Origin of the sequence: Vagococcus proximus, from assembly GCF_029143285.1 — a bacterium.
Taxonomy (GTDB): domain Bacteria; phylum Bacillota; class Bacilli; order Lactobacillales; family Vagococcaceae; genus Vagococcus_D; species Vagococcus_D proximus.
This window is the reverse complement of sequence record NZ_JAPDSH010000005.1, coordinates 44,851-59,675: the sequence shown is the minus strand read 5'-3', so window position 1 is coordinate 59,675 and position 14,825 is coordinate 44,851. Positions and strand designations below refer to the sequence as shown.

Genomic DNA, 14,825 nt, shown 5'->3' with positions numbered 1-14,825 from the left:
GTGTTATCCTTCTTTCTTTTTTAAAGTTAAAACAGCTTGGGCAATACTCTTCATAATAGCCATCCCCTCACTGGTTGTCATCTTTTCGGCATCCTTATTGCCTAATCTACCGCCACTAATTTTTCCAAGTTGCTCTTGAAGTTTAGCTTGATTGTGTTGCTTTTTCGTTGGAAACAACCCTTTTTGTAACTTTTCCCACTTTGTTTCTTTATGAGGAAACACAATCTCTTTAATATCTTCTGCTGATTTTAATTGCTTGCGCACACTACGTGGCAATAAAGACACTAATGCCTTTTCCATCAACCAGCGATTTAAAGGACTTTGCTTTCCTTTTGTTTTTTTCTTCTTAAATAAGACTTTAAGAAGTTTAACAACTAAACCTATTGGCATTCCTTATGTCCACCTTTATTTGTCTTCTTTATCATTATACTAATAAAGGCTTTCCTCGTCTATGTTATTTTACTTAGCCAAACGCTTTAAAATAGGAATCAGTATATCTAAAAATTCTGTTATCTCTTCTGGCGTATTACTGTAGCCAAAACTTAATCGAACGGACTCGGTTGCGCGTTGACACCCCACTTCATCCATCGCTTCTAAAACATGGGAAGGTTTAATCGTACCCGCTGTACAAGCCGAACCAATTGAAATGGCAACCCCTTTTAGGTCGAGGTGCATCAATAACATATTACTTGAAATACCTTTGAACCATAGATTTAAAATATGAGCCGATTTATGTGACGCTTGACCGTTGACTTCAAAATTAATATCTTCTGATTCCAAGCGATTGACAATCCTTTTTTGAAAATCAAGGTAACGGGTTTGTCGATCCCTTTTTTCTGATGGTGTCAAAAGAGTCGTAGCTTCTGCCAATCCTATGATACCTGGTAGGTTCTCCGTTCCAGCACGACGCTTCTCTTCCTGGTCACCGCCAACCATAAATGATGGAAGGGATAGGTCTGATTTCATATATAAAAAGCCGGTTCCTTTTGGTCCGTTGATTTTATGGCCACTGACACTTAGTAGATCAACGGGACATTCTGTAACATCTATCTCTTCAATCCCATAAGCTTGAACAGCATCCGTGTGGAAATAAGCCTGATGCTCTTGGAGTAAGTCAGCTACTTCTTTAATCGGAAACATCACACCCGTTTCGTTATTCGTCCACATAAGAGAAACTAAAATAGTATCGTCTCTTAATGCTTCCGCGACTTGGCTAACGCTCAGTTCACCTTTAATAGTCACAGGTAAATAGGTAATATCAAATCCTTCTTCAGCTAATCGTGCCATACAACTTAAAACAGCTGGATGTTCGACACTAGATGTTATGATATGTTTTCCAAGAGCCTGACGTAAACGTGCCGTTTGAAAAATAGCGGTGTTATCGCCTTCTGTCCCGCCACTAGTCAAAATAATCTCATCTTCTTTAGCCTGTATACTTTTAGCAAGTTGTTGACGTGCCTTCGTTAACTGAGCATGGCTGTCTCTGCCTAAATGATGGACACTTGAGGGATTCCCGTAGAATGTTGTCATCGCGTGTGTCATTTTTTCTATTACAATAGGATGCATCGGTGTGGTGGCACTATTATCTAAATAAATCGTCGCCATTGTCTTCACTTCTTCCTGAATTTATAATCACTTAATACTTGTTAGTATACCCTATGTCCCACGGAGTTTCAAAAGGCTAGGCCCTTTTTAAGTATTAAAATTAAGTCCTATGTTTTTATTACTTTTTGTATTATTTCCAACGTATTTTAAAATAACAACATAATCTTTCGGCACGTTTTACCTTTCTCCTATCACAAGCAACGTGTTATAATAACCAAGAGATTATAGAGGGGGTAGCATCATGCAAGAATCATTAATTACAAAAAAAGTAATTGCGTATTCACTGAAAAAGGTCATGCAAACGACACCCTTTCAAAAAGTATCCATCAGCCAGATTATGGAAGAAGCCGAGATTAGACGACAAACGTTTTATAATCACTTCCAAGATAAATATGAGCTACTTGGTTGGACCTATCAGCAAGACATCACTGAAAATATTAGTGATTTCCTAGATTATGAGGAATGGGATAAAGTTATTTTACGAATACTCGATTATTTTTATAACAATCAAATTTTCTATCGAAACGCTTTAGCTGTTTCGGAACAAAATTCTTTTGACCATTATTTTTTCCAACACACTCAGGAACTTTTAAAAACAATTATAACGGATATAGCTACCCAACAGGGGATCGTTAAAACCGAAGACAGTTTAGTATTTAGTTCCGAATTTTTCAGTCATGCCTTCGTGGGCATCACAAAAGAATGGATTTTAACAGGATGTAAAACACCACCTGAAGAGTTAGCCGGCCAAACAGCCTTACTATTAGAACAAGCCATCCACGGCTTGTTAAATCATTAAAAGCACACGTTCGTTTCCTAATTAGAAAACAACATGTGCTTTTTTATATTACCAACCGTATGTTGATACTGGTGTATTTAAATAGGTTAACCACTGTTCTTCTTTCAATTCCAAGAAAGTCAGAGATACGCCTGCCATATCAATTGATGTCATGTAATTTCCGACTTTTTTGAAGCAAACATCTACTTCTTCAAGCATCAACAAACGTCTCACATCATTGGCAAAAACGTGTAATTCCATCTGAGGGGTTGCCCCTAATCCATTCACTAAAATCGCTAACTTCATCCCACGTTTCCAGTTGTAGTGCGTTTTTAATTTATTGATTAATTCATTCGCTAATTGCTCTGACGATTCTAACGGCTCCACTCGGTAACCTGCTTCACCGTGAATTCCAATTCCAAATGAAATTTCATTCTCTCCGATAGAAAACTGTGTTTGACTTGTTCCAGGAATCGTTCCTGGCGCTAACGCAACCCCTAGTGTATTCATACTTGCAATCACGTCATCACCTAATGTCACTAACTCGTCTAATGATTTCCCCTCACCTGCGGCTGCGGTTAAAATCTTATGAACGTATACTGTTCCAGCCACACCACGACGGCGCTTTTTGAAATTGCTTTTTTCAATGGAGCAATCGTCATTAACAATCACATGGTCCACATCGTGACCTTGTTTTGTTGCCAATTCTTCTGCCGCTAAAAAGTTTGCTACATCGGCTTCGAAGTTCTTCACTACCAATAAAACGCCTTGACCTTGATCCGCTAATTCGATAGCTTGAACAATTTCATTAACAGCTGGCGGGATGAAGATTGGCCCATTGATACTCGCACTCAACATGCCTTCACCAACGTAGCCTGAGTGAGCAGGTTCATGACCTGTCCCACCACCGCTTATCACCGCTACTTTATTTGCAGCCATTTTTTGACTTACAATAATTCCTGTTTGTGGAATTCTTTTTAATTTATCATCATAAGCAAAAGCGATACTATTTAGTAATTGACTTACCGTATCGTCCGCTCGGTTCATTATCTTTTTCATCTCACGCACTCCAACTTTTATCTATTTACGATTTATTACTGCTAGTTTAACATAAATCAGCAGTTTAATTCGTACCTTTTGAGATAAAAAAAAATCATCCTCTAAAACGTTGGTTTTAAAGGATGATTATTAGAAAGGACTAAGCTAATTGCGCTTTTTTGTAGTCACTACCAATTTTATCTGCTGCCATGATAGCTGATGCTACTGCTTCAACTTCAATAGGGAATGGCATTGAATGAATTGATTCTTCAGGGATACATGCTTTTTCAGCAACTTCCATAGCTTCTTCAAATGTGATTGACTCAACACCGATATCAGCAAGACATACTGGTAAACCGATTGATAAGCAGAAGTCTAACACTTCGTATAATTCTTCAGTATCAGCATTTTCTAAGACTAATTGGCAAATTGTACTGAAAGCTACTTTTTCACCGTGGAAGAAGTGATGTGTGCCTTCTAAAGCTGTTAAACCATCGTGGATAGCATGGATTGCAGCAAGACCACTACTTTCGAAACCTAAACCTGAAAGTAAGATATTTGTTTCAACAATATTTTCTAAAGCTGGTGTTACTAAGTTGTTGTCACACGCTACTTTAGCATTGTATCCATTTTCTAATAATGTTTCGTAACATACTTTTGCCATAGTGTAAGCAGCAATTGTATTTTTAGCGCCTTTAGCTTCACCAGTTAATACACCACATGGTAAGCCAGCATTAACGTTTGAGTATGAGTTCGCTGTTGCACGAGCTTCAAACATTGTTGATAAAGCATCACCCATACCTGCTACTAAGAAACGAGTTGGAGCATTAGCGATAATTGTTGTATCAACCATAACAACGCTTGGGCTTTGTTTGAAGTAAGCATAGTCATCGAATTCGCCTTCTGGTGTGTACATAACTGCTGAATGACTTGTTGGTGCATCTGTTGCAGCAATTGTTGGCACGATGATTAAGTGTTCACCTTCAGCCACACATTTTGAAGTATCGATAGCTTTACCGCCACCAAGACCTACGATACAGTCTGTTTTATTTTCTTTTGCAACTTCTTGTAAGCGAGCGATTTCTTGACGAGAACACTCTCCGTTGAAGTCACTTGTAATAAATTTAACACCGAATTTTGCTGATGTTTCATCTAATTGTTTTTGTACACGAGCGATGTCATCTTTGTGGGCAATTAATAAAGCTGACTCACCGAAAGTTTTAACGAAGTAACCTAAGTTTAATAATTCATTTTCACCTTGAACATATTTTGTTGGACAAATAAACGCTTTTCTCATTTTAAATTCCTCCTAATTAATAGTTATATGGTTAATTTTATTATTACCGATTTTAAATACTGCTAGTCTTACTTTTTATTTCACTTTTAGCGCTTGTAATTGCTCATCAATCGCTTCAAATGGTGCGCCAGCTTGGATCAAAGCCGCTGCTGTATAGGCACTTTCAACAAAGGCTGTATCGTATAATACAACTTCTTTGTCTGCTACTTCCATTGCCATCTCTAGGTTCATTTTCGCACTTCCTAAATCGTAGAAAGCTAGAATTTTTTCCCCTTCGTTAGCTTCAAAGGCTTCATTGATTTTCTCGAAGCTTGTACCTACTTCGTTATCATCTGTTCCACCTGCAATGGTAATTGACACATCTTTTGCTACTTCGTTTAATAAACGGTTAATCCCTGCTACCAATTCTGGTACGTGAGATACCATGACCATTCCTAATTCTGCCATTATGCGTTTACCCCCGCTTCAATCATTGTTGTAAATAAGTAGCCGCTTGAAACAGCTCCTGGATCTAAGTGACCAACAGAACGTTCGCCTAAGTAAGACGCGCGACCTTTTGTTGCTAAGATAGGTTTTGTTGCTTCGACAATCTCTTCAACTTTTTCAGTTGTTAAATCGCCATTTTCTAAAGACGCAATCACAGGTGCCCATGTATCGACCATTGTTTTTTCGCCGATTTCAGCTTTCCCACGTTTTTGGATGCCATCAAGACCTGCTTTTAAGATTTCAACTAAATCGTCTGAATCTTTAGCAGCTTTAGCCATTCCGATGAATGCTGATCCGTATAATGGACCAGACGCTCCGCCGACTTTGCTGACAAGTGTCATACCAGCTAATTTGAAGATATCTGCTGGTGTTTCTGGATTTTTAGCTTCCATAGCCGCTTGCATTTCAGTTGTACCACGAGCCATGTTCATACCGTGGTCGCCGTCACCGATAGCCCCGTCTAAATCGCTTAGATAAGCTTTTTCTTCATTTACTTTTACTGTGAATAGTTCTAACCATTTTTTAATTGCTGTTGCGTCCATAATCATTCTCCTCTATCTTTCAAACTTGCTTTCTACCAAGCAATTGTTGTGACGTTGTAATCTAAGTTTTCTAACCAAGCGTCTTCTTCTAAGTGAACCATTGTTAGAGATAGACCTTGCATATCAATCGCTGTCATGTAATCGCCAGCTTTTTTGAATTCAATTACTAATCCTTCTTCTTCCAATAACGCTTTAACATCATTCATGAAAACAAATTGTTCCATTAATGGTGTGCCACCTAAACCATTGACTAAGACTCCGTATTTGTCGCCTTTTGCCCAATTGAATTGGCCTTTTAATTTTTCAACGATTTCTTTTGCTAATTCTTTACTTGGTGCAATTTTAGCTTTTCTGTATCCAGGTTCGCCGTGAATCCCAACACCAAATTCGATTTCGTCTTCTGCTAAAGTGAAGCCTGCATGTCCAACTTCTGGAACAGTCGCTCCTGTTAAGGCAACACCTAACGTTTTAATATTTGGTACAATCTTATCAGCGATTTCTTTAACTTCTGCTAAGCTTGCGCCTTTATCAGCTGCTGCACCTAAGATTTTGTGAACAAGAACTGTTCCCGCAACCCCACGTTTACCTGCTGTATATGTACTATCTTCAACTGCAATATCGTCATCAACGATAATCGTTTCAACTTCGATATCTTCCATCTCAGCTAAATCTTTTGCCATTTCAAAGTTCATCACATCGCCTGAATAATTTTTAATAATAAGTAAAACGCCAGCGCCTTGATCCGCTGCTTGAATGGCTTCAAAGACTTGGTCAGGTGTTGGTGATGTGAAAACTGGCCCACAAACTGCCGCATCTAACATTCCTTGTCCTACGAACCCTGCGTGAGCTGGTTCGTGACCACTACCGCCACCACTTACTAAACCAACTTTACCTTTTTTAAGGTTCTTATTTAAAATGATTCCGCTTTCGCCAACACGTTCGATTAATTTATCGTTTGTGTAAACAAGTCCGTTTAACATTTCATCTAATACGTTTTCTGGTTGATTAATAATTTTTTTCATTTAGTACCACGCCTCTCTTGTTATCTTTATCTTGATTACATCTTACCGTGAAAAGGCTTTCTTTGGAACGGACAGATTTTAAAATGTGTCCGCTTTCATTTGTGATAAATTAAAAACCGCATCACTGTGCGGTTTCAGAGCGTTATTTTTAAAATACCACTGAAAAAATCAGCTAGATTTAAAGTTGACTTTACTTTTATGAGGTAGTTTTTTCCCCATGAGGCCACACTATAATAACTATCTCCTTCGATTTCTTCTATTCCAACAAGTGTCACCCAATGGGAGGCGACACTCACAGAAGAACCAACTCTCCCTTCTGACGTGAGCTCGTACATCTCTAACTCTTGTTTACCACCTAACCGTCTCAATCCTCTTGGAAATTGTGTTGCTGTTGGTCCTATTAAAAGAGGCACAGGCTGATTCTTATTGAGTTGCTCTCTAATAATCACTACTATATCTTCTTTATAGTGTTTGATTTTCAAAAATTGAACGTGCCTATCTGATAACCCGTTTCTTCTATAGTAGCGTTTAAACCCACGAGCCAATTGCCACCCTTGAATTCCTAGTAAATACTCCCCGTTTTGTGGGCGGTGTTTAAGGGAATAAAAGGGACGTCTAAGCGGTGCCACACACGTTAGACTTAACTGTTCAAGAAAACTCTGATAGGCCTGTAAAGAGTGTGTCCCCCCCTTTAAACTAAGCGGTAACGTCTCCACTAAGTCTTTTTCTACTTGCGAACGATATAAGAGATAATCTGCCATTGCAACCAAGCCACAGCCACCGTGATAAATCCCATCTAAAACACCGTATTGATTATCAAAATATAACATTTGACTGCCACCAAATAAACCAGCCACTGTAGGATACTGACTTTTTAACCCAATACAGTCATCTGCGACCATCCTTATCCCCCCTTTTCTACTCATTCCCCCTAAGTATAATCGACCTAACAAAAAAAGCCTGCCTAATTCTCTTTGAATTAAGCAAACTTTAATGGTTTTACTCTTGGATCAATTTTTTTATCTTCTTCATATCCGTCATATTAGACATTAACCAAATAACACCTAAACCGATAGCTAACGAGACAAATTCACCAATTCCAATTGTTAAATAAGATACCCAGAAAGGCGCATCTCCTAAAATAAACAATTGAGCAGCAATCGTAAACATAGATAAGCTACAAATAATTGGCACGCAAAGCAATTTTTTGCGCTCGGAAGTCATTTTCCGAGTAACATAGTAAATAATCGTAAGTACCACATAGGTCGATAGACTCCCTACTACCACATCTATTAAACCTAGTGGTGAATTTAGATTTGCAATGGCCACACCTAGTGATACCGCTCCAATGTAACGTCTGTTATAGACGGCTAGATAATTGAACATCTCCGCAAATCGAATTTGCAAAAAGCCATAACTTAAAGGGCTTATCATCACTGTTACTACTACGTATAGGGCCATAACCATTGCCATTTTACTCATACTCTTCGGTGTCAAAATAGACTCCTGCTCTAATGTTTTACTCGCCACTGTCTCTTGTTTGTTTATCATATTTAGTTTTCTCCTTTATAAAATAGTCCTTTCAAAACTATTTTAGTGATTAAATACGACCAAAGGATTGCCTATGTTATAGGACTAAGTGTCGTATTGTGTTTCTTTTTTATTTTGCTGTCCAACCGCCATCGATTGGGATAACCGCTCCGTGAATGTAATCAGCTAGAGAACTGGCTAAAAATAGACTAAGGTTAGCCACCTCATGAGCCTCTGCCCAGCGTCCCGCTGGCGTTTCTTCTGCCACCCATTTCGCCATTACCGCGTCACCTTCAAAATCGGCTGCATTCATTGGCGTTTTAATCGCGCCTGGTGCAATCGCATTTGCTCGCAAACCTTGCTTAGCATAATCATAGGTCAGTTGCTTCGTGTACCCAACTACAGCATGTTTCGATGCTGTATAAGCTGCACCGCCACCACCGCCAACCGTTCCAGCGATAGAGGTCATATTAACGACAACTCCTTTATTTTCACTGGCAAGTAGGAAAGGCAAGGCCATATTTGTCATCAGATACATGCCTTTGACATTAATGGCCATCATGCGGTCCCATTTTTCTTCACTTGTTTCAAGTGTTGGAGTAAAGTCGTCTAAAATACCTGCTGTATTTAATAAAATATCAATACCATCCCATTTATCGACTGTTAACCCCACTGCTTTTTCTGCAGTTTCACTTAATGAGATATCACCTTCTACAAATAAAAACGTCTCCGACTGTTGTAATAAAGGAGATAAGTTTTCAAAAGAAGCAATATCAACGCCACATACTAAAGCCCCTTCATTTAAAAAAGTTAAAGCTTGTGCTTCACCAATCCCTGAAGCCACACCTGTAATAATGACTACTTTTCCTCGTAAGTCTGTCTTTAACATCTGCTATCTCCTTTACACTACGACTTGCCAATCTTCTGCTAAAATATCACAGACTGTTGGTGAAAACATTGAGTACCCTTCATCACTCGTTTGAATTAAAAAGTGCGGTGTCACTGTCTTACCTTCATAAACCGCTTCGTTTACAATGATAACGCCAATTTCACACCCACTCCAACCTTTACGAATAATCTTTTCACCTTCTTTTAAACGAGGTAAAATTTCTTCAAATGTCATTTGCGTGCGCCTCCATATCTTAAAGTTTCATTAACTTAATAATGATAGCATGATAAAAGTCATTATTAATAGGCTTTTAATAAAAAAAATCCTATAATCTTTTTAATTTCTTAAAAAGATTAAGAATTTTATGAGATAACCGTTGCGCCAAGAGCTGTCATCATATGATTAAGTGCCCATTTATGACCCATTGGATCAAAACTTTGAACAGCTTTTTCATGAACGACAATCTTGTAGCCTAAATTATAAGCATCAATCGCTGTGTGTAGTACACAGATATCTGTACAGACACCTGTTAAGTGAAGTTCTGTAATCCCACGCTCACGTAATCTGATATCTAAATCTGTCCCACTAAATGCTGAGTAGTGACGTTTATCTATCCAATATACACGCGGATTTAACTGCTCGTTACTATAGACGTCTGCTAAAGAACCATATAAATTTCTACCCATTGTTCCCACCACATTATGAGGTGGAAATAGTTTATTTTCTGGGTGATAGTGATCACTTGGATCGTGACCATCTATGGCAAATACCACGTACTCGCCTGCTTCAATAAATTCTTTCGTCAACGCAACTAAGTCATGCTCAATCGCCTGTCCAGGTTCCCCTGTTGTTAAGGCACCCTCTGTTGCTACAAAATCATAGGTATAATCAATCGATAGTAAGGCTTTCATTTCTGTCTCCTCCTGAGGTCAATTATCTCATTTTCTATAGTAGTTTAATTATTTAATTCTTCTACAAGCGCCATAACCATCTCGGCAGAATGACGACCTGCTTCTAATATGAAGTCATCAAAATTCACACTAGCATTTTCATCGCCAACATCACTCATCGCACGAATTACCACAAATGGGACATTGTATTGATGAGCCACATGAGCAATTGCCGCCCCTTCCATCTCGTTGGCAAGGACATCTGGGAAGTATGATTTGATTTCATTAATCTTTTCTTGGCTATCTACAAAGGTGTCGCCTGACACGATTAAGCCCGTACGTGTTTGTAAGTTATTTTTGGTAGCAGCTACTTCTGCTTTTTCAATTAATACAGTATCTGCTTCGTAGTATAAAGGCATTCCTGCCATTTGGCCCATTGCATAACCAAAAGCCGTTACATCTGCATCATAGTACGCTAATTTATTAGAAAGAACCACATCACCAATCGCAAGTCCTTCTCCAATCCCACCAGCTGATCCCGTATTAATCACAGCATCTACTTTATAATGGCTAATTAATAATGTTGTTGTTAAAGCAGCTAGAACTTTCCCAATTCCTGATTGAACAACGACAACCTCACTACCTTTTAACGTTCCAGAGATAAATGTTGCACCTGCCTCTGTCCATTCTTTACTATCTGTCATTTCTTGACGTAATAAGCGAATTTCTTCTGCCATCGCTCCAATAATTCCAATCTTCATCTCTATATGCCCCTATCTCAATTTAGTTTATAAGTAAAAAATAGCCAAAACCATGATAACGAGTAATAACGCTACTATAATAATAAGTTTATTCAAAATACTGCCACGTTCTTTTACTTTTTCATTTTCTTCTGTTCGACTTTTTGTCACAGGTTTTAGCTCTTTGCGTTCTCTTTTAAAGAATTTGGAAATTTTTTTCTGTTTCACTTCAAGCTCTTTTTCTGTTTCTTGTAATTTTTCTCGTGCCGTTTTTTTATCTTTCGCTTTCATTGCACGGATTTCTTTACGTGTTAACAATGGCTCTTGTTCTCCCACTTGTTATCCTCCTATTTTCATACCCTACTTATCCTTTAAACTCTGAATTTCCCATTGTTGAATGGCAATGATGGTTTTAGCATCATCTATCCAACCCGATTTAATCGCATCTTTCGCTTCTGCTAATGTTAACTCATGACATACGATTAATTCATCATCATCTTGTGGTAGCGGGTCTGCTACTTTTTTTAGTTGTGTTGCTTCATATAAGTAAAGACGTTCATTCGAAAAACCCGGCGCTGTTGCAAATTTACTTATTAAAGTCCAATTAGCTGCAGCATAATTTGTTTCTTCTTCTAATTCACGTCGTGCTCTTTCCTGATAACAGGTTTCACCTATTTCAATTTTCCCGGCAGGTATTTCTAGGACCGTCTTCTCAAGAGGTTTTCGGAATTGTTCGACTAATACAATCTTATCATCTGATGTGACCGCTAGTATCCCTACCGCGCCATTATGAAGAACCAATTCTCTTTGGCTTATCTCTCCCGATGGTAATTTAACGTCATCAACGACTACCTCAATTATCTTTCCTTTAAAGATAGGTCGTCGTGATACTGTCACTTCTTCAAAATTATCTACAGTCATACCATACCCTCCTTTGACACTACCTTAATCATACCGTGTCAGTTTCTATTTTACAATTATATCCCGAATATGTGCTGAAAGTTATTAAAATCTTTTAAAGTTTTAGAAATCCATCTTTGGACCGATATTCTTAAAGATAACTTGTGCTAAAATAAAGACATAACGTGATACAACGAATGGAGTGAAAGGGATGTCCCTAAAAACAAGGAAACAAAAAAACAAACGCTTCTTTTATATTTTGATGACTTTGACTATTATTAGTTTACTTTTTGTTAATGGCGACTTTATGACTTTATTAATGATTGCTTGGCTCATTTATTTAATCCGATTTTTAAAAGGTCGTCGTAAAAAGACAACTAAGTCTATTCCAAGTTTAACAGAAGAAAAGTCACAACATTATTATGACAATGGCATGACTGACCAACAAATCGACTTCTTCAGAGAAACTATGGCCCACACAAAGAAATTGATTGTTCAATTGGAAGAAAACATGGCTGCAACTTCTAAACTACGTGCCATTGATTTACGTAATGATACGGTAAAAGCTGCGAAAGGAACCTTTAAAGAGTTGGTAAAAGAACCTCGCAAACTACATAAAGCAGATCAATTTCTTTATACTCACTTACCTAACTTAGTAGACTTGACTGGTAAGTACCTAGAGATTGATGGTCATGATTTGAAAAACAAAGCGACTTATCAAGCTTTAGAAAAAAGCGCCGCCGTTATCGATGATGTTTCACTACTATTAGTAGCTGATTATCAAGCGATTGTGGCTGATGATTTAGAAGAACTTGATATCGAAATTGCCATAGCCAAACAAAATATGGCCCGCGAAAAAGAGCTAGCCTCTTTTGACTCAGACACTGAAAAAGAACAGGAGAACTAGACTATGACAGACATGAAACCCGTACAACCTACTGAACAACCCGTTACTAATACATTAGACGATTTACTAAGCAATCCTTTCGGTGACACACTTGACGCCGCCGTCAAAATGGATACCAACGAAAATATCCATGACTTAGCGGAAGCAGAAGTTGCACCTAAGTTGATTGATCGTCTTCCAGAAGACCGTCAAAAACAAGCCCGTGAATTAGCGAGCCAAATTAACGTTAACGATTCGCAAGCGGTCTTAAGCTACGGTGCAGCAGCACAACAAAAATTAAGCGAATTTTCACATTCGATGCTTAACCAAGTACAAAACCAAGATATTGGTCCAGTTGGGGATTCCCTTACTGAATTGATGTACCGTTTAAATGAAGCAAGCCCTAGCGAATTACAGGCCCAAGAAAAAAATGTCTTCAAGCGTATGTTTGGAAAAGTAAAAGAATCCATCTATGAAATTACAGCAAAATACCAAAAAATTGGGGCTCAAATCGACCATATCGCTGTTAAATTAGACAAAGAAAAAAATGGCTTACTAAGCGATAACGTAATGTTAGAACAGCTTTACCATAAAAATAAAGATTATTTCGACGCCTTAAATATCTACATCGCAGCTGGTGAAGTTAAAATGGCCGAGCTTAAAAACGAGCTAATTCCAGCTGCAATTAAACACGCTGAAGAAACTGGCGACCAAATGGATGTTCAAACTGTTAACGACTTAAATCAATTTTTAGATCGTCTAGATAAACGGACTTATGATTTAAACCTAGCCCGCCAAATTACCATTCAACAAGCGCCTCAAATTCGTTTAATCCAAAACACGAACCAAGCACTTGCTGAAAAAATTCAAGCGTCTATTAATACAGCTATTCCGCTTTGGAAAAACCAAGTGGCCATTGCTTTAACATTATTAAGACAAAAAGATGCGGTCACTGCACAACGCCAAGTCTCTGAGACAACCAACGACTTACTTAAGAAAAATTCAGAGATGCTTAAAATCTCAGCGATCGAAACAGCTGAAGAAAACGAACGTGGCTTTGTTGATATCGAAACCTTACAACAGACTCAATCCGATTTGATTGAAACGATCCAAGAGACATTACGTATTCAAAAAGAAGGTAAAGAAAAACGCCGTGCCGCTGAGAAAGAACTTGGCTTAATGGAAAATGAATTAAAAACAAAATTACTTGATATGAGTAACCAATAAAAAAAAAGCGCCTAATCGGCGCTTTTTTTATTGGTTCACAAATTTTTCTAACTCTGCTCTTGTTGGCAATCCTTCATTATCACTAACGTGTTGGATTTGGATGGCACCAATTCCATTTGCATTTTTTACAGCTTCCGTAATAGATAAATCAGATAAATAACCATCAATAATACCAACAGCAAAACCATCTCCTGCTCCCACTGTATCAACAATTTCATCTACTTTAAAACCAGGAACTAAGCGAATTTCTTGTCCTGCTTCCTTTACATAAGCGCCTTTTCCACCATCTTTAATCACAACTGTTTCGGCACCATTATCAATATAAAAATCTGATATCTCTTCCACAGTTGATTTCCCCGTTAGCAACTCACCTTCAGAAACACCAGGTAGTACTAAATTAGCGTAACATGCTAACTCATTTAATGTTTGTACCATGATTTCTTCGCATTCCCAAAGAGCTGGACGCAAATTGGGATCAAACGTGACATAACACCCCGCTTCACGTGCCGCTTTCATTAAAGAAAAACATGCCTCACGACTACTTTGACTTAAAGCAGCAGGAATACCTGTCATGTGTAATAATTTAACTTCTTTAAAATCAATTTTGTCAACATCTGCTGGTGATAGTGTAGAAGCTGCACTTCCTTTACGGTAATATAACGTTTTAGGATCCCCTTCGGTCACTTTTGTTTTAAACATCAAGCCTACTTTTGCACCCTCTTCATAGGCAATGTAGTTTGAATCTAATTTTTCTTTTTTCAAACAGTCATGGATGTAGGTTCCTAAATCATCGTTACTTAATTTAGTCATATAATTAACATCATACCCTAAGCGTGATAAGCCTATCCCAACATTCACTTCTGCTCCTGCCAAACCTTTTGAAAAATTACTCACTTCGGCTAGCGATCCTGGTTCATTCGCATAAAATAGTACCATTGGCTCGCCTACTAAGATTACATCCGCCATTATTCATTGCCCCCTTACTTAAAGTTTTC

19 protein-coding genes are annotated in these 14,825 nt (G+C 38.1%); 3 read left to right on the top strand and 16 right to left on the bottom strand.

The features are described 5' to 3' along the window. Positions 1-3 precede the first annotated feature (3 nt). Both OL233_RS07425 and OL233_RS07420 read right to left on the bottom strand, forming a co-directional pair. Entirely contained in the window at positions 4-390 is a 387-nt protein-coding gene (locus OL233_RS07425) for a hypothetical protein (RefSeq protein ID WP_275471702.1), read from the bottom strand. A gap of 69 nt (positions 391-459) precedes the next feature. After that, the gene (locus OL233_RS07420; RefSeq protein WP_275471701.1) at positions 460-1,605 is read right to left on the bottom strand and encodes a cysteine desulfurase family protein; all 1,146 of its coding nucleotides are present in this window, start codon (positions 1,603-1,605) and stop codon (positions 460-462) included. Between the two features lie 241 nt (positions 1,606-1,846). Here OL233_RS07420 and dhaS point away from each other — a divergent pair, with 241 nt between their 5' ends. Next, positions 1,847-2,404: a dihydroxyacetone kinase transcriptional activator DhaS gene (gene dhaS / locus OL233_RS07415; protein WP_275471700.1), complete on the top strand. Its 558-nt coding sequence runs from the start codon at positions 1,847-1,849 to the stop codon at positions 2,402-2,404. A gap of 48 nt (positions 2,405-2,452) precedes the next feature. Here dhaS and dhaQ read toward each other — a convergent pair whose 3' ends face one another. The 13 genes from dhaQ to OL233_RS07350 all read right to left on the bottom strand — a co-directional run bounded on the left by dhaQ (position 2,453) and on the right by OL233_RS07350 (position 11,738). Further along, the gene (gene dhaQ, locus OL233_RS07410; RefSeq protein WP_275471699.1) at positions 2,453-3,442 is read right to left on the bottom strand and encodes a DhaKLM operon coactivator DhaQ; all 990 of its coding nucleotides are present in this window, start codon (positions 3,440-3,442) and stop codon (positions 2,453-2,455) included. Between the two features lie 139 nt (positions 3,443-3,581). After that, on the bottom strand, positions 3,582-4,718 hold the full coding sequence (locus OL233_RS07405) for a glycerol dehydrogenase (RefSeq protein WP_275471698.1): 1,137 nt from the start codon (positions 4,716-4,718) through the stop codon (positions 3,582-3,584). Positions 4,719-4,793: 75 nt separating this feature from the next. Continuing rightward, entirely contained in the window at positions 4,794-5,165 is a 372-nt protein-coding gene (dhaM, locus tag OL233_RS07400; RefSeq protein ID WP_126832012.1) for a dihydroxyacetone kinase phosphoryl donor subunit DhaM, read from the bottom strand. Next, the gene (dhaL, locus tag OL233_RS07395; RefSeq protein WP_275471697.1) at positions 5,165-5,746 is read right to left on the bottom strand and encodes a dihydroxyacetone kinase subunit DhaL; all 582 of its coding nucleotides are present in this window, start codon (positions 5,744-5,746) and stop codon (positions 5,165-5,167) included. Before dhaL ends, dhaM begins: the two co-directional genes overlap by 1 nt. A gap of 32 nt (positions 5,747-5,778) precedes the next feature. Continuing rightward, positions 5,779-6,768, bottom strand: coding sequence for a dihydroxyacetone kinase subunit DhaK (gene dhaK / locus OL233_RS07390; RefSeq protein ID WP_275471696.1), 990 nt, complete (start codon positions 6,766-6,768; stop codon positions 5,779-5,781). Positions 6,769-6,902: 134 nt separating this feature from the next. Then, on the bottom strand, positions 6,903-7,670 hold the full coding sequence (locus OL233_RS07385) for a hypothetical protein (protein ID WP_275471695.1): 768 nt from the start codon (positions 7,668-7,670) through the stop codon (positions 6,903-6,905). Between the two features lie 97 nt (positions 7,671-7,767). After that, positions 7,768-8,319, bottom strand: a complete 552-nt coding sequence (locus OL233_RS07380; RefSeq protein WP_302470570.1) for a QueT transporter family protein — start codon at positions 8,317-8,319, stop codon at positions 7,768-7,770. A gap of 109 nt (positions 8,320-8,428) precedes the next feature. Beyond that, positions 8,429-9,187, bottom strand: a complete 759-nt coding sequence (locus OL233_RS07375; RefSeq protein WP_275471694.1) for a 3-oxoacyl-ACP reductase — start codon at positions 9,185-9,187, stop codon at positions 8,429-8,431. Positions 9,188-9,199: 12 nt separating this feature from the next. After that, complete coding sequence (locus tag OL233_RS07370; RefSeq protein ID WP_275471693.1) at positions 9,200-9,421, bottom strand: DUF2829 domain-containing protein; 222 nt, start codon at positions 9,419-9,421, stop codon at positions 9,200-9,202. Between the two features lie 128 nt (positions 9,422-9,549). Continuing rightward, on the bottom strand, positions 9,550-10,098 hold the full coding sequence (locus OL233_RS07365; RefSeq protein WP_275471692.1) for a cysteine hydrolase family protein: 549 nt from the start codon (positions 10,096-10,098) through the stop codon (positions 9,550-9,552). A 44-nt stretch (positions 10,099-10,142) separates the two neighbouring features. Next, a complete protein-coding gene (locus tag OL233_RS07360) occupies positions 10,143-10,838 on the bottom strand; it encodes a 5'-methylthioadenosine/adenosylhomocysteine nucleosidase (protein WP_275471691.1) in 696 nt (231 codons plus the stop codon). A 27-nt stretch (positions 10,839-10,865) separates the two neighbouring features. Next, positions 10,866-11,153 (bottom strand): cell wall synthase accessory phosphoprotein MacP, encoded by a 288-nt coding sequence (gene macP / locus OL233_RS07355; RefSeq protein ID WP_275471690.1) that lies wholly within the window; start codon positions 11,151-11,153, stop codon positions 10,866-10,868. A 24-nt stretch (positions 11,154-11,177) separates the two neighbouring features. After that, a complete protein-coding gene (locus OL233_RS07350; protein WP_275471689.1) occupies positions 11,178-11,738 on the bottom strand; it encodes an NUDIX domain-containing protein in 561 nt (186 codons plus the stop codon). 241 nt (positions 11,739-11,979) lie between these two features. Between OL233_RS07350 and OL233_RS07345 the strand changes: the two genes are divergently transcribed. After that, complete coding sequence (locus tag OL233_RS07345; protein ID WP_275471688.1) at positions 11,980-12,624, top strand: 5-bromo-4-chloroindolyl phosphate hydrolysis family protein; 645 nt, start codon at positions 11,980-11,982, stop codon at positions 12,622-12,624. A 3-nt stretch (positions 12,625-12,627) separates the two neighbouring features. After that, positions 12,628-13,830 carry a toxic anion resistance protein gene (locus tag OL233_RS07340; RefSeq protein ID WP_275471687.1) on the top strand — a complete coding sequence of 401 codons (1,203 nt, stop codon included), beginning with the start codon at positions 12,628-12,630 and terminating at the stop codon, positions 13,828-13,830. A 27-nt stretch (positions 13,831-13,857) separates the two neighbouring features. Here the strand turns inward: OL233_RS07340 and OL233_RS07335 are convergent, their stop codons facing one another. Next, on the bottom strand, positions 13,858-14,796 hold the full coding sequence (locus OL233_RS07335) for a sugar kinase (protein ID WP_275471686.1): 939 nt from the start codon (positions 14,794-14,796) through the stop codon (positions 13,858-13,860). Positions 14,797-14,825 lie beyond the last annotated feature (29 nt).